This is a genomic window from Paraburkholderia domus (genome assembly GCF_905220705.1).
GTDB classification, from domain to species: domain Bacteria; phylum Pseudomonadota; class Gammaproteobacteria; order Burkholderiales; family Burkholderiaceae; genus Paraburkholderia; species Paraburkholderia domus.
On record NZ_CAJNAT010000007.1, the window covers coordinates 42690 to 57355 of the forward strand.

The window sequence follows — 14666 nt, forward strand, 5'->3', positions numbered from 1 at the left end:
CGCGCAGCACCGCCGGTGCGCAGGGATGAACAGATGCACGAACGCCTCGCATGACCACCAAAGCGCGCCGCTCCTAAGGTTTGTAGTGCATTCAACTCTCACGCAGCAGGGAACAACGATGAAGAAATTCGGCTCGATGTTGAACGGGGCGCGCCGTGCGCTGAAGCTGTCGAAGACCGTGGCCATGGGCGCGGCGGCCGCTGGTGCTTTCGCGCTCAGCCATAGCGCCGCGTATGCCGCAGATGCGAAAATCCCGGTGGTGGCAGCGGAAAACTTTTACGGTGACGTCGTGCAGCAACTGGGCGGCGACCGCGTCGACGTGACGAGCATCCTCAGCAATCCGGATCAGGATCCGCACCTGTTCGAAGCCAGCCCGAAGACGGCGCGCGCCTTGCAGCATGCGAGCCTTGTGGTCTACAACGGCGCCGACTACGATCCGTGGATGGCGAAACTGCTGGCCGCTTCGAAGAGCACGAAGCGCACCACGATCGTCGCCGCGGACCTCGTCGGCAAGAAGGGCGGCGATAATCCCCACCTCTGGTATGACCCGCAAACCATGCCGAAAGTGGCGCGCGCGGTGAGCGAGGCGCTCGTCGCGGCTGACCCGGCGCACAAGTCGGCGTACGATGCGAACCTCGCGAAGTTTCTCGATTCGCTGAAACCCATCGACGCCAAAGTCGCCGATCTGCACGGCCGTTACGCCGGCGTGCCGGTGACGGCGACCGAACCGGTGTTCGGTTATATGTCGGACGCGGTCGGCCTCTCGATGCGCAATCTGCGCTTCCAGTTGGCGACGATGAACGACACTGAAGCAAGCGCGGCCGATATCGCCGCGTTCGAACGCGATCTGCGCGACAGGCGCGTTCGCGTTCTGATCTATAACAGCCAGGCAACCGAGGCCCTGACCAAACGCATGTTGAAGCTCGCGCAGCAATCGAAGGTGCCGACCATGAGCGTCACCGAAACCGAACCGGCCGGCAAGACCTATCAGACGTGGATGCTGACGCAGCTCGACGCGCTGGGCACGGCGCTGGCCTCGGGCGATGCGGGCACGGCGGGGGCAACAAGCGCCAAAGGAAAAACCCCATGAACGTGACTGGCCGCAGCACGCCAGCTGATGCATTAACCAACCCATCCAACCGCGGACGCAGCCGCGCGCCCGTGCTCGAACTCGATCGCGTGACGCTCGAACTCGGCGGCCGCACGATTTTGCGCGACACCGGCTTCGTGGTGAACCAGGGCGAATTCATCGGCGTGCTCGGGCCGAACGGCGCGGGCAAAACCACGCTGATGCGCGCCGTGCTTGGTCTCGTGCCGGCCGCGAGCGGCGCGATCCGTGTGCTGGGGCAGCCGGTCGAGCGCGGCAACGCGTCGATCGGATATATGCCGCAGACGCGCAGTGCGCTGGCCGGGCGCCGCGTACGCGGCCGCGATTTCGTCGCGATGGCCGCCGATGGCCACCGCTGGGGCCTGCCCCATGCGGACAGCAAGACCCGCGCGGACGTCGAGCGGGTGCTGGATCTGGTGGGCGGCCGCAAGCTGGCCGAACGGCCGTTATCGGAACTGTCGGGCGGTGAGCGTCAGCGGTTGCTGCTCGCCCAATGCCTGCTCGGCAATCCCAAGCTGCTGTTACTCGATGAACCGTTGATCAGCCTCGATCCGCATCATCAGAAGACCGTGGTGGAACTGGTGCGGCGCGTGCAGCAGGAACTCGGCATTGCCGTGCTGTTTTCGGCGCATGAGCTGAACCCGCTTCTGCACGCGCTCGACCGCGTGCTGTATCTCGGCAGCGGCGTCGCCGCGCTCGGCACCGTCGATGAAGTCATTACGCGGCCGGTGCTGTCGCGGCTCTATGGCTCGCCGATCGACGTGATGCGCGTGAACGGCCGCATCTTCGTGATGTCGGGCGACGTCGAAGTCGAAAAACACGATCACGAGCACGAACACGACGAGAACGGCGGTCATAGCCACTCGCATTCGCACGACCACGGTGGCGCACACGGCCACTCACACCAGCACGACTCACGCGACGGACACACGCACGATGTTTGAATACGATTTCATGGTGAACGCGTTCGCGGCGTCGGGGATCGTCGCGGTGCTGGCAGGCGTGGTGGGCTATTTTCTGGTGATGCGCGGGCAGACCTTCGCGGGCCACGCGCTCTCGCATGTCGGCTTCACCGGCGCGACCGGCGCGGTACTGATCGGCATCTCGCCGATCTGGGGGATGATCGGCTTCACCCTGGTAGCGGGCGTCGGCATGGGCGCGCTCGGCGAGCGGCTCGCCGGACGCGATGTAGCGATCGGCGTGATCCTGTCGCTGTCGCTCGGCTTTGGCTTGCTGTTCCTGCACTTCTTCACCGCCTACGCGACGCAGGTGACTGCGCTGCTGTTCGGCAACGTGCTCGGCGTGAATGCGTCGACGCTCGGCGTGCTGGCGGCGTTAGGCGTCGTCAGTTTGCTGGCGCTCGCGGCGATCATGCGGCCGTTGCTGTTTGCTTCGTTGCAGCCCGAATTGGCCGAAGCCAAGGGCGTGTCGTTGCGGCTGGTGTCGGTACTGTTTCTGGCGATTGCCGCACTGGCGGTGGCAGCGTGTACGCAGATCGTCGGCGTGCTGCTGGTGTTCACGCTGATGGTCGGGCCGGCGGCCGCTGCGCAGAACATGACGACGCGGCTCTCGACCGGTCTCGTTCTCGCGGCCATGTTCGCGCTGATACAGGCCTGGCTGGGTCTGACGCTGGCGTTCTATACCGACTGGCCGACGAGCTTCTGGATCACCGTGCTGTCGGCTGTCGTATATGGCGGGAGCTTGTTGAAGCGTCGTTGAGCGGCGCTTGGCGGCAGCACACTGCGTGCCGCCGCCATCCACCATCGCCCTGCCGAATTTCAGCCGAGCAACACCTGCGCGTGATGCGCGAGATGATCCTCGATGAAAGTCGAGATGAAGTAATACCCGTGGTCGTAGCCTGCATGACGACGCAACGTCAGCGGCTGTCCCGCGGCCTTGCAGGCCGCTTCGAACACATCCGGGTTCAACTGCTCGGCGAGGAACTGATCCGCCAGCCCCTGATCGACCAGAATCCCTTGCGCGAACTTACGCGACGCGTGGGCGACCAGTTCGCTCGAGTCATACTGCCTCCACGCTTCGCGGTCTTCGCCCAGATACCCGCTGAACGCCTTCACGCCCCACGGGCACTGTGAAGGCGCGGCGATCGGCGCGAACGCCGACACCGACCGATAGATCTCCGGGTTGCGCAGCGCCAGCATCAACGCGCCGTGCCCCCCCATCGAATGCCCGAAGATGCCCAGACGTGCACCGTCCACCGGCAGATTCGCGAGCACCGTTTCGCGCAGTTCATCGCGCACATACGAGTACATCCGATAGTGCTTCGCCCATGGCTGCTGCGTCGCGTTGATGTAAAAGCCCGCGCCCACACCGAAGTCCCACGCCGCGCTTTCGCCCTGCACGCCCGCACCGCGCGGGCTGGTATCCGGCGCGATCAGGGCGATGCCGTGCTGGGCCGCGAAGCGCTGCGCACCCGCCTTGACTGGAAAAGTTTCTTCAGTGCAGGTCAGGCCCGCAAGATAGAACAGCGCGGGCACATTCGCGTTAGCCTGCAAGGCCTGCGGCGGCAGATAAATCGAGAAGCGCATCGGCAGACCGATGGTCTGCGAGTCATGCCGGTAAATCCGCTGCTCGCCGCCATGACAGGCATGTGACGACAATAGTTCAAGCATCGACGTGTTCCTTTGCGTGCCGGGTCAGTGGCGCATAAGTGGCGTATGAATCCCGCGTGAGTGCCGTGTTAGTACAGCACGACCGAGCGGATCGACTCGCCCTTCTTCATCAGGTCGAAGCCTTCGTTGATGCGCTCGAGCGGCAGACGGTGCGTGATCAGGTCGTCGATGTTGATCTTGCCTTCCATATACCAGTCGACGATCTTCGGTACGTCCGTGCGGCCGCGTGCGCCACCAAATGCCGAGCCCTTCCACTCACGGCCCGTCACCAGCTGGAACGGACGCGTGCTGATCTCTTCGCCCGCTGCCGCCACGCCAATGATGAACGACTGACCCCAGCCCTTGTGCGTGCACTCCAGCGCCTGACGCATCACCTTGGTGTTGCCGATGCACTCGAACGAATAGTCCGCGCCGCCGTCCGTGAGTTGCACGATATGGTCGACCACGTTCTCGACTTCGTTCGGGTTGATGAAGTGGGTCATGCCGAATTTCTTCGCCAGTTCCACGCGGCCTGGGTTCAGATCGACACCGATGATCTTGTCCGCACCGACCATCTTCGCACCCTGGATCACGTTCAGGCCGATCCCGCCGAGACCGAACACCACCACGTTCGCGCCCGCTTCGACCTTCGCCGAATACACGACCGCACCGACGCCCGTCGTCACGCCGCAGCCGATGTAGCAGATCTTGTCGAACGGCGCATCTTCACGCACCTTCGCCACCGCGATTTCAGGCACGACGATGTAGTTCGAAAATGTGGACGTGCCCATGTAGTGAAACAGCGGCTTGCCATCCAGCGAGAAACGCGACGTGGCGTCGGGCATCAAGCCCTTGCCTTGCGTCGAACGGATCGCCTGGCAAAGATTGGTCTTGCGCGACAGACAGAACTTGCACTGGCGGCATTCCGGCGTGTACAAGGGAATCACGTGATCGCCCTTCTTCAGCGTGCCCACGCCTGGACCGACATCGACGATCACGCCTGCGCCTTCATGTCCGAGAATCGCCGGGAAGATGCCTTCCGGATCGGCGCCCGAGAGCGTGTAGTAGTCGGTGTGGCAGATGCCCGTCGCCTTCACTTCGATCAGCACTTCACCGGCGCGCGGCCCTTCCAGATCCACTTCTTCGATCGTCAACGGGGCGCCGGCTTTCCATGCGATTGCTGCTTTGGTTTTCATCGTGAATGCTCCTGTGAGTCTGTGAATGCCTGGCGCGTCGCGGCGGGATATCGCGCGGCGCGCCGGTGTCGCGGTTCGGTTGCTGCGGTTAAACCATGTGCCAGGCTGTGAACGGAGGATGTTGCTCTCGTCCGGCATCATGTGCCGGCCTATAACGTAGCGTGCGAAAGTCGTAATGGTATTGCAAAGTACGTCGCAGCGTTGTCTGTAGCTGACATCGCCTCGTTTATCGAAGCGGAGTTTCGCCAAACCAGGATTCGACGCGTCCATACAGATCGAGAAAGCGCGCATAACGTTCGGCGAGCGCCGCATCGCCCTGCGGCCCGGCAACACGCGTCGCGCCCGGTGCCAGCGCAGCGAGATCGCTCGCGTGCCAATGTCCGCTCGCCAGTCCACCCAGGATGGCCGCGCCGCGTGGCGCCGCGTTGGGACAATCCACGGCATACAACTCGACGTTCAAAGCATCGGCGAGCAACTGCCGCCAGCGCGCATCGACCGAACCACCGCCCGCGAGTTTCAATGTCGTCACCGTCGCGCCGCTTGCGCGAATCGCGTCGAGCCCGGCACGCAGCGAGAACGCGACGCCTTCGAATGCGGCGCGCATCATCATGCCGCGCGTGTGGTCGAGCGCGAGGCCGAGCCAGCCGCCGCGTGCGGCCGGGTTGAGCCACGGGGTGCGCTCGCCGGTGAGGTATGGCAGGAAGGTGAGGCCTGTTGCAGTGCTTGCGGTCGCGCTTCTTTCATCACCAAGGGCATCACCCGATGCGTTGCCTGAGGTACTACCGGATGCATGGCCGAACGCATCACGATAGGCGTCCGCCCATTCATATGACAGCCAGCCGCGTACGCGTTCTAGCGCCACGCCGACGTTTTGCATCGCCGCCATCCGATACCAGTGATCGCTCGCGGCTCGATAACGATGCAGTCCCTTTACCGCTTGCGGTACATGCTCGGCGAGTACGACGATTTGTCCACCCGTGCCGGTGGTGAGCAAGGCGTCGCCGTCGCTAGCGAGACCACTGCCGAGTGCCGCGCATGGCGTATCGGCGGCGCCCATCGCGAGCACGATGCCGGCGCGCAGACCGAGCGCTTGTGCGGCTTTCTCCGACAACATGCCGCCCGCCGCATACGATGGCGCCAACGGCGCGAACCATTCGTGCGGCAGTTCGAGGCGATCGAGCAGCGCGCGATCCCACGCGCCGGCGGGATCGGCAAGCGCGGTCGCACAGGCGTCGGAAGGATCGGTTGCGACCGCACCGCCTAGCGCGACACGCAGCCAGTCTTTCGGTTGCAGCGCCCAACGCGTTTTACGCGCGGACTGCGGATCGTTTTGCACGATCCAACGCAGCAAAGGACCCGCCATGCCAGGCGCAACCGGATTCGGCTGAGGCTCGGGCCACTGTTCGAGCAACTCCAATGCACGCGTGTCGGGCCAGAGCATCGCGGGGCGCACCGCTTCGCCATTGGCGTCGATCAGAACAACACCGTGCATCTGTCCGGAGAAGCCGATTGCTTGCACCTCTCGACGCAAATCTTCAGGCAACCGCGCCGCCGCTTCGCAAAGCGCGCGCCACCAGGTTTGCACCGAAATTTCGGCCCATCCGGGATGCGGCGTTTCGAGTCCATACGCGACACTCGCCGCGGCCTGCTCGCGGCCGCTTTCGTCGACGATTGCTACTTTGAGGGAGCCGGTGCCGAGGTCGATGCCAAGAAAAGTCATGAGCGATAGAACATCTAATGAGGCTTGGGAAAACGCACACGGAAGGTGCGAATAGCGCTGTATTTTCCATCTTCCAAGGCAGGTTTTCGAGACTCGCCGACAGTCGCGCGGCAGTCTAAGTGAAAACCCTCAATTTGCGGGTTAACCCCGTCAAACGGGCCGCCAGGCGAAAACAGGACTATGCGCACAGCGAGATACACCCCATTGTTTTTAACACATATCACCTGAGGCGACGCCGCGCCGCGCACGCAGAGGCCTCGCCGCTGCATAGGGCTTTGCGCCGATTTGCGCGGCGCGCACATTTCTTTTTGCTTTCAAACGCGCTTCACGCATATCGTCACCGGGAATGCCGGAATAGGCCCCAGTGGTCTTGTTGCGCTTTATCGTTCCGCATACCTTGGAGCCATCCCAAAACGAGATGGTGGAGAGAGACAAAATGCAATCGAACACGGTTCACCCGTGCGACGAGCGACTGCCCGCGGGCCAGTTGCTGACGCTCGGCATTCAGCACGTTTTGGTGATGTACGCAGGCGCAGTTGCGGTGCCACTGATCATCGGTGCCGCGCTCAAACTGCCGAAAGACCAGATCGCGTTCCTGATTAGCGCCGATCTGTTTTCCTGCGGCATCGCCACGCTGATTCAGACCCTCGGTCTGTGGATCTTCGGCATCCGTCTGCCGGTCATCATGGGCTGCACGTTCGCGGCTGTCGGTCCGATGGTCGCGATCGGCACGAATCCTTCACTCGGCATTCTCGACATCTTCGGCTCGACGATCGCGGCCGGCGTCATCGGCATCCTTCTCGCGCCGATGGTCGGCAAGCTGCTGCGCTTTTTCCCACCGGTGGTGATCGGCGTAGTGATCTCGGTGATCGGCCTCTCGCTGATGGAAGTGGGCATCAACTGGGCGGCCGGCGGCGTGGGCAATCCTGATTACGGCAACCCGATCTATCTGGGGCTGTCGCTGCTCGTGCTGATGCTGATTCTGCTCATCAACAAGTTCGCCAAGGGCTTCCTCGCCAATATCTCGGTGCTGCTCGGCATCGTCGCAGGTTTCATCATCGCGCTGGCGCTCGGCCGCGTGAACATGGACGGCATCACGCACGCACCGTGGGTCGGCATTGTGATGCCGTTCCACTTCGGCCTGCCGCATTTCGATCCGCTGGCAATCGCGACGATGGTCACCGTGATGTTCGTTACCTTCATCGAATCAACCGGCATGTTCCTCGCAGTCGGCGACATGGTGGATCGTCCGGTGGACCAGAAGACGCTGGTGCGCGGTCTGCGCGTTGACGGTCTGGGCACGCTGATCGGCGGCATCTTCAACTCGTTTCCGCATACCTCGTTCTCGCAGAACGTCGGCCTGATCGGCGTGACGGGTGTGAAGAGCCGCTTTGTCTGCGCAATGGGCGGCGTGATTCTGGTGCTGCTGGGTCTGTTCCCGAAGATGGCGCAGGTGGTTGCTTCGGTGCCGGCCTTCGTGCTCGGCGGTGCAGGCATCGTGATGTTCGGCATGGTTGCGGCAAACGGCATCAAGGTACTGGCCAAGGTCGACTTCGTGAAGAACCACCACAACCTGTTCATCGTCGCGGTGAGTATCGGCATGGGTCTGGTGCCGGTGGTGTCGCCGCAATTTTTCTCGAAGCTGCCTCCGGCGCTGTCGCCGCTGTTGCATAGCGGGATCTTGCTGGCGTCGGTGTCGGCGGTCGTGCTGAACCTGATCTTCAACGGCGTGAAGAGCGAGAAGAAGGCGCAGTGCGAAATTCGCAAGGCCGGACATGATTTCGACGGACGCGGCGGCAATGATCCGAAGGGCGGCGACGAGATGCTGCGCGCCGCGGATGTGCACTGAGCGTGATCTCCCGCTAGCGCCGATGCAATAGTCATTGCGCGAGCGCTACGAACCAACAAAAAAGCCACGGCATGCCGTGGCTTTTTTTATTGCCGGCTACGCAGGACGGCTCCCTTGAAACAGAAACCCTCCGTGCGCGCCGGCGGTTACTGGACTGAAGCCGGCCTAACCCGCCGACTCAGTCCACCGGCTTAACCCGCTGTAGCCGCCGAAGCCGCCACCGGTGCACTCGCTGCACCGTAATCGACCGGAGCATCGGCCGGACGCGGCTGCTCGCCGTTCCGTTCGATCCAGCCGCCGCCGAGTGCCTGATACAACGTCACCAGGTTCTGGAGGCGCTGCATACGCGCGGTAACCAGCAACTGCTGCGACAAATACAGGTCGTTCTGCGCGGTCAGCACCGACAGATAACTGTCGACGCCGTTCTTGTAACGCAGATCCGACAGATCCAGCCGGCGCTGCTCGGCAAAGGTATTGCGCTCAAGCGACTGGATCTGCTGATCGTATGTGCCACGTGCCGCCAGACCGTCCGCCACGTCGCGGAAGGCCGTCTGGATCGCCTTCTCATACGTCGCGATCTGGATGTTCTTCTGCACCGTGGCGAGGTCGAGATTAGCTTTGTTCGCGCCACCTTCGAAGATCGGCAACGTGATCGACGGTGCGAAGCTCCATGCCGCCGAACCCGCCTTGAACAGACCGCCGAGCGATGGGCTCAGCGTACCGAAACTGCCGGTCAGCGAGACCTTCGGGAAGAACGCTGCACGCGCCGCGCCGATGTTCGCGTTAGCCGCGAGCAGATTCTCTTCGGCCTCCATGATGTCCGGACGACGCGTAAGCAGATCGGACGGCAGACCCGCCGGAATATCCGTGAGCAGACTCTGGTTGTCCAACGACATGCCAGGCGGCAGATCGTCGGGCAACGGCTCGCCAAGCAACAGCACGAGCGCGTTATCCGCTTGCGCCCGCAAACGCGCCTGCGACTGCAGGCTAGCCTGCGCCTGATCGACCACCGTTTCCGACTGCCGCAGATCCAGTTCCGAACCCGTGCCGTTGTCGAACTGCAACTTGGTGATCCGGTACGATTCCTCAGCGGTCTTCAGCGTGTTCTGTGTGACCTTCAGCAGATCGTCCAGCTCGAGCACCGTCATGTACTGATTCGCGACCTGCGAGACCAACGCGATTTCCGCGGCCTTGCGCGCCTGAGCGGTAGCCAGGTACTGAGCCAACGCCTGATCCTTCAGGCTTTGAATCCGCCCGAAGAAGTCGATTTCCCAGGAGGCGTTCAGGCCGACCGAATACGAAGTCGTGACCGTCGAGGGCGTGGACGACAGGTCCCTCGGCGTGCGCTGTTTGCTTTCCGACGCCGCCGCGTTCAGCGTCGGGAACAACGCCGCGCGAACGATCTGGTACTGCGCCTGCGATGCCTGAATATTCAGCACCGACACGCGCAGATCGCGGTTGTTCTTCAGCGCGATTTCGATCAGCCGCTGCAAACGCGCGTCGCCGAAGAAATCACGCCAGCCGATATCGGCGGCCGCCTGACCGTTCGCGGTACGCGCGGCACTCGCCGCGCCCGGTTGCGTGTCGTACACGCCGCCGGCCGGGAAGGTCGCGGTCACGGGTTCAGCCGGGCGGTGGTACTTCGGCGCCATCGTGCAACCCGCGGCGAACAGCGCTACCGCCACTGCAATCAAAGAGTGTTTTTGCATCTCAATGTCCGTCCTTGCCCGAGCCTTGATCAGTCGACCCGCCAGCCGACCCGCCACCTTGCGGATCATGCGGATGGTGCTGGTTGTAGTGTGCGAGCGCCTCATCCGGGTCTTCCTTTTCGCCGCCGAACTTCGCGCGGATCACGACGAAGAACATCGGGATCATGAAAATCGCGAGGAAGGTCGCCGTCAACATCCCGCCGATCACGCCGGTACCGATTGCGTGCTGGCTGGCCGAACCCGCGCCGTTACTGATCGCAAGCGGCATCACGCCGAGAATGAACGCGAGCGAGGTCATCAGAATCGGACGCAACCGCAGACGCGCAGCTTCCAGCGCGGCCTCGACCGGACCCATCCCTTCGCCCTGCTGCAGTTCGCGGGCGAATTCCACGATCAGAATCGCGTTCTTCGCCGACAGCCCCACCGTGGTCAACAGACCCACCTGGAAGAACACGTCGTTCTCGAGCCCGCGCAGCGTAGCGGCCAGCAGTGCGCCGATCACGCCGAGCGGCACCACCATGATCACCGAGAACGGGATCGACCAGCTTTCATACAACGCCGCGAGACACAGGAACACGACGAGGATCGAGATGCCGTACAGAATCGGTGCCTGCGAACCGGACTGGCGTTCCTGCAGCGACAAGCCCGTCCATTCGTAGCCGATACCCGCCGGCAGCTTCGCCACGAGTGCTTCCATGGCCGTCATGGCCTGACCGGTCGACTTACCCGGTGCTGCCGCGCCCTGGATTTCCACCGCCGAGATACCGTTGTAGCGCTCGAGCTTCGGCGAACCGTAGGTCCACGTGCCGCTGGCGAACGATGAGAACGGCACCATGCCGCCGGCCGAATTGCGCACGTACCAGGCGTTCAGGTCTTCCGGCTTCATGCGGAACGGTGCGTCGCCCTGCAGGTACACCTTCTTGATCCGGCCGTCGGTATCGAGGAAGTTGTTCACGTACTGCGACGCCCATGCGATCGAGAACGTCTGGTCGATCGCCGACAACGACACGCCGAGCGCGGAAGCCTTCTCGTGATCGATGTTCACGGTGAACTGCGGCGTATCGTTCAGGCCGTTCGGACGCACCTGAGCCAGCGTCGGATCTTTCGCGGCCATGCCCAGCAGCATGTTGCGAGCTTGCATCAGCTTCTCGTGGCCGATACCGGCGCGATCCTGCAACTCGAAGTCGAAGCCGGCGGCCGTGCCGAGTTCAGGAATCGACGGCGGATTCACCGGATACACCAGCGCGTTCTTGTAGCTCGAGAAATGCATGAAGAGGCGGCCGACCAGCGCCTGCACCTTCTGATCCGAGTGCTGACGCACCGCGTAGTCCTTCATCCGCACGAACACGAGACCCGCATTCTGACCGCGGCCGGCAAAGCTGAAGCCGTTCACCGTGAAGGTCGATTCGACAATGCCCTTCTCGGTGTTGAGCAGGTAGTCAGAGACGTCCTTCAGCGCGCGCGCCGTGGTTTCCTGCGTTGAACCGGACGGCGTTTGCACCAGCACGAACATCGTGCCCTGGTCTTCGTCAGGCAGGAACGACTTCGGCAACTTCACGAACAGCAGGCCGACCGCGAAGATCACCACCATATAGATGATCAGCCAACGGCCCGAGCGCTTGATCACGTGGTGAACGCCCGAGTGATACTTGTCGCGGCTCTTGTTGAACGTGCGGTTGAACCAGCCGAAGAAGCCGGTGGTTTTTTCCTGGTGGCCCTTTTCGATCGGCTTGAGAATCGTCGCGCACAGCGCCGGCGTCAGAATCAACGCGACCAGCACGGACAGCACCATCGCCGCCACGATCGTCAGCGAGAACTGCCGGTAAATTGCACCGACCGAACCGCCCGAGAACGCCACCGGCACGAACACCGCCGACAGCACGAGCGCCACGCCGACCAGCGCGCCGGTAATCTGGTCCATCGCCTTGCGGGTGGCATCTCGAGGCGATAAGCCCTCCTCCTGCATCACCCGCTCGACGTTTTCCACCACCACGATCGCATCGTCCACCAGCAAGCCGATCGCCAGCACGAGCCCGAACATGGACAGCGTGTTGATCGAGAAGCCCACCAGACCCATGATCGCGAATGTGCCCAGCAACACCACCGGCACGGCGATCGTCGGGATCAGCGTGGCGCGCAGATTCTGCAGGAACAGGTACATGACCAGGAACACCAGCACGATACCTTCGAGCAGTGTCTTGACCACTTCTTCGATCGACAGGCGCACGAACGGCGTGGTGTCGTACGGGTACTTCACGACGAGGCCATGCGGGAAGTACTTCGACAGTTCGTCGATCTTCGCGCGCACTGCCTTGGCGGTTGCCAGCGCGTTCGCGCCGGTAGCGAGCTGAATACCGAAACCTGCCGTCGGCTGACCGTTGTACTTGGTGTCGAAGTTGTAGTTTTCGCCACCGAGCTCGATACGGCCCACGTCCTTGATGCGCACCTGCGAGCCGTCCGGATTCACCTTCAGCAGCACGTTGCCGAACTGTTCAGGCGTGTTCAGCAGCGTGGCTTCCGTAATGGTTGCTTGCAGCACCTGCCCCGGCACCGACGGCGTGCCGCCGAGCGAGCCGCCCGCGACCTGCACGTTCTGCGCCTGCAAGGCCGTCTGCACGTCTACCGGCGTGAGGCCGAAGTTGGTCAGCTTGTTGGCGTCGAGCCAGATCCGCATTGCGTACTGCGAGCCGAACAGCGTCACCGTACCCACGCCGTCGATCCGGCTGACCGGATCCTGAACGTTCGACGCGACGTAGTTCGCCAGGTCGTACTTGTTCATGCTGCCGTCTTCGGACACGAACGCCATCACCAGCAAGAAGCTGCTGCTCGACTTCGTGACCTTGGTGCCCAGCTGCTGCACGGCTTGCGGCAACAGCGGCGTGGCGAGCTGCAGCTTGTTCTGCACTTGCACCTGCGCAATGTCAGGATTGGTGCCGGCTGCGAACGTCAGCGTAATGGTTGCCGTACCCGAGTCGTCCGAGGTGGACGACAGATACAGCAAGTGGTCGAGACCACTCATCTGCTGCTCGATCACCTGCGTGACGGTGTTTTCCACCGTCTTCGCCGATGCGCCCGGGTACGTTGCGCTGATCTGCACGGCCGGCGGCGCGATGGTCGGGTATTGCGCGATCGGCAACGTAAAGACCGACGCGATACCCGCGAGCATCAGAATAATGGCGATCACCCATGCAAAAATCGGGCGATCGATAAAGAACTTTGCCATGTGGCGGGCTCCCTGTTATTACGCGCCCGATGCAGCAGAAGCGGGTCGCGCCGTCTGCGTAGCACCGCTGGCGGCCGGCGCACCCTGAGCGGATGCGTCGGAAGCGGGTGTGGCGGGAAGTTGTGCGGCAACGGCCTTGACCTGCTGCCCCGGATGCGCCTTGTCGGTACCCTGGACAATCACGCGGTCGCCGGCCTTCAGGCCACTCTCGACCACCCAGTTCGGACCGTACGTACCCGACGTAACCAGTTGACGCAGCACGACCTTGTTGTCCTCGCCGACGACCAGCGCGGTCGGCTGACCCTTCTGGTCATGCGTGATACCGACTTGCGGCACGACGAGCGCGTTGTCGTTGACGCCTTCCTCGATCCTGGCGCGCACGAACATACCCGGCAGGAGCACCTTATCCGCGTTCTTGAAGATCGCGCGAACCGTAACAGAGCCCGTGCCCTGATCGACCGTCACGTCGGTGAACTGCAGCTTGCCCTTTTCCGAATAGGTGCGGCCGTCTTCGAGAATCAGCGAGACCTTGGCAGCATCCGGGCCGGTCGTCTTCAGGCGCCCTTCCTGCACTTCGCGGCGCAGCTTCAGACCGTCGAGGCTCGATTGCGTCAGGTCCACGTAGACCGGGTCGAGTTGCTGGACCGTGGCCAGCAGCGTGGCGGCGCTCGCCTGCACATAAGCGCCCGGCGTGACTTGCGAGATGCCGATCTGGCCGGTCACCGGCGAGGTCACGTCGGTGTAGCCGAGGTTGATCTGCGCCGTGTCGACCGAGGCCTTGCCGGCGGCGACGTCAGCCGCGGCCTGGCCCTCTGCGGCCACCGCGTTGTCGTAGTCCTGCTTGCTGACCGCGTTGGCGGCAACCAGCACCTTGTAGCGGTTGGCTTGCGCGGTGGTTGTCGCAAGGTTGGCCTGCGCCTTCGCCAGCGTTGCCTTCGCGTTGTTCAGCGCGGCGATGTACGGCGCCGGATCGATCTTGTACAGACGCTGGCCGGCCTTGACCTGGTCACCTTCGGTGAATTCGCGGCGCAGCACGATGCCGTCGACCCGTGCACGCACTTGCGCCACGAGGAAGGCATTGGTGCGGCCCGGCAATTCGGTAATGACGGGCACAGCCGTCGGCTGCACGGTGACGACGCCAACTTCGGGCGTTTGTTGCGGCGGGGCAGATTGTTTTGGTCCGCACGCTGCCAGCAATACGGCAGCCGTCGCGGCACTGATTAAGCGGAATGGAACCCGTTCGACGCGCATG

General features: G+C 63.0%; 11 protein-coding genes. 4 read left to right on the plus strand and 7 right to left on the minus strand.

The window, feature by feature from the left end:
- Positions 1 to 118: 118 nt before the first annotated feature.
- The 3 genes from KHO31_RS14980 to KHO31_RS14990 are packed head-to-tail and all read left to right on the plus strand — an operon-like array spanning position 119 to position 2827.
- Positions 119 to 1090: a metal ABC transporter solute-binding protein gene (locus KHO31_RS14980; protein ID WP_201084745.1), complete on the plus strand. Its 972-nt coding sequence runs from the start codon at positions 119 to 121 to the stop codon at positions 1088 to 1090.
- Positions 1087 to 2052 carry an ABC transporter ATP-binding protein gene (locus KHO31_RS14985; RefSeq protein WP_201071011.1) on the plus strand — a complete coding sequence of 322 codons (966 nt, stop codon included), beginning with the start codon at positions 1087 to 1089 and terminating at the stop codon, positions 2050 to 2052. Before KHO31_RS14980 ends, KHO31_RS14985 begins: the two co-directional genes overlap by 4 nt.
- Positions 2045 to 2827 (plus strand): metal ABC transporter permease, encoded by a 783-nt coding sequence (locus KHO31_RS14990; protein ID WP_201071013.1) that lies wholly within the window; start codon positions 2045 to 2047, stop codon positions 2825 to 2827. The genes KHO31_RS14985 and KHO31_RS14990 overlap by 8 nt, the downstream gene beginning before the upstream one ends.
- 59 nt (positions 2828 to 2886) lie before the next feature.
- Here KHO31_RS14990 and fghA read toward each other — a convergent pair whose 3' ends face one another.
- The 4 genes from fghA to KHO31_RS15010 all read right to left on the minus strand — a co-directional run bounded on the left by fghA (position 2887) and on the right by KHO31_RS15010 (position 7068).
- Positions 2887 to 3738 (minus strand): S-formylglutathione hydrolase, encoded by an 852-nt coding sequence (gene fghA, locus KHO31_RS14995; protein ID WP_201071016.1) that lies wholly within the window; start codon positions 3736 to 3738, stop codon positions 2887 to 2889.
- Between the two features lie 68 nt (positions 3739 to 3806).
- The gene (locus KHO31_RS15000) at positions 3807 to 4913 is read right to left on the minus strand and encodes an S-(hydroxymethyl)glutathione dehydrogenase/class III alcohol dehydrogenase (RefSeq protein ID WP_028197996.1); all 1107 of its coding nucleotides are present in this window, start codon (positions 4911 to 4913) and stop codon (positions 3807 to 3809) included.
- A 226-nt stretch (positions 4914 to 5139) separates the two neighbouring features.
- The gene (locus KHO31_RS15005) at positions 5140 to 6633 is read right to left on the minus strand and encodes a xylulokinase (RefSeq protein WP_201071018.1); all 1494 of its coding nucleotides are present in this window, start codon (positions 6631 to 6633) and stop codon (positions 5140 to 5142) included.
- 210 nt (positions 6634 to 6843) lie between these two features.
- Positions 6844 to 7068 carry a prephenate dehydrogenase gene (locus KHO31_RS15010; protein WP_236071260.1) on the minus strand — a complete coding sequence of 75 codons (225 nt, stop codon included), beginning with the start codon at positions 7066 to 7068 and terminating at the stop codon, positions 6844 to 6846.
- A gap of 1 nt (position 7069) precedes the next feature.
- On the opposite strand from KHO31_RS15010, the gene KHO31_RS15015 reads away from it, so the two are divergent.
- The gene (locus KHO31_RS15015; protein ID WP_201071020.1) at positions 7070 to 8482 is read left to right on the plus strand and encodes a nucleobase:cation symporter-2 family protein; all 1413 of its coding nucleotides are present in this window, start codon (positions 7070 to 7072) and stop codon (positions 8480 to 8482) included.
- 191 nt (positions 8483 to 8673) lie between these two features.
- Here KHO31_RS15015 and KHO31_RS15020 read toward each other — a convergent pair whose 3' ends face one another.
- The 3 genes from KHO31_RS15020 to KHO31_RS15030 are packed head-to-tail and all read right to left on the minus strand — an operon-like array spanning position 8674 to position 14665.
- The gene (locus KHO31_RS15020) at positions 8674 to 10191 is read right to left on the minus strand and encodes an efflux transporter outer membrane subunit (RefSeq protein ID WP_201071022.1); all 1518 of its coding nucleotides are present in this window, start codon (positions 10189 to 10191) and stop codon (positions 8674 to 8676) included.
- Position 10192: 1 nt separating this feature from the next.
- Positions 10193 to 13414 (minus strand): efflux RND transporter permease subunit, encoded by a 3222-nt coding sequence (locus KHO31_RS15025; protein ID WP_201071024.1) that lies wholly within the window; start codon positions 13412 to 13414, stop codon positions 10193 to 10195.
- An 18-nt stretch (positions 13415 to 13432) separates the two neighbouring features.
- On the minus strand, positions 13433 to 14665 hold the full coding sequence (locus KHO31_RS15030; RefSeq protein WP_201071026.1) for an efflux RND transporter periplasmic adaptor subunit: 1233 nt from the start codon (positions 14663 to 14665) through the stop codon (positions 13433 to 13435).
- Between the last annotated feature and the right edge of the window lies 1 nt (position 14666).

Excerpts from the sequence above, each read along its gene's own strand:
- KHO31_RS15030 (WP_201071026.1), bottom strand. The coding sequence starts at position 14,665 with ATGCGCGTCGAACGGGTTCCATTCCGCTTAATCAGTGCCGCGACGGCT.
- KHO31_RS14990 (WP_201071013.1), top strand. The coding sequence starts at position 2,045 with ATGTTTGAATACGATTTCATGGTGAACGCGTTCGCGGCGTCGGGGATC.
- KHO31_RS14980 (WP_201084745.1), top strand. The coding sequence starts at position 119 with ATGAAGAAATTCGGCTCGATGTTGAACGGGGCGCGCCGTGCGCTGAAG.
- KHO31_RS15005 (WP_201071018.1), bottom strand. The coding sequence starts at position 6,633 with ATGACTTTTCTTGGCATCGACCTCGGCACCGGCTCCCTCAAAGTAGCA.
- fghA (WP_201071016.1), bottom strand. The coding sequence starts at position 3,738 with ATGCTTGAACTATTGTCGTCACATGCCTGTCATGGCGGCGAGCAGCGG.
- KHO31_RS15000 (WP_028197996.1), bottom strand. The coding sequence starts at position 4,913 with ATGAAAACCAAAGCAGCAATCGCATGGAAAGCCGGCGCCCCGTTGACG.
- KHO31_RS14985 (WP_201071011.1), top strand. The coding sequence starts at position 1,087 with ATGAACGTGACTGGCCGCAGCACGCCAGCTGATGCATTAACCAACCCA.
- KHO31_RS15015 (WP_201071020.1), top strand. The coding sequence starts at position 7,070 with ATGCAATCGAACACGGTTCACCCGTGCGACGAGCGACTGCCCGCGGGC.
- KHO31_RS15025 (WP_201071024.1), bottom strand. The coding sequence starts at position 13,414 with ATGGCAAAGTTCTTTATCGATCGCCCGATTTTTGCATGGGTGATCGCC.
- KHO31_RS15020 (WP_201071022.1), bottom strand. The coding sequence starts at position 10,191 with ATGCAAAAACACTCTTTGATTGCAGTGGCGGTAGCGCTGTTCGCCGCG.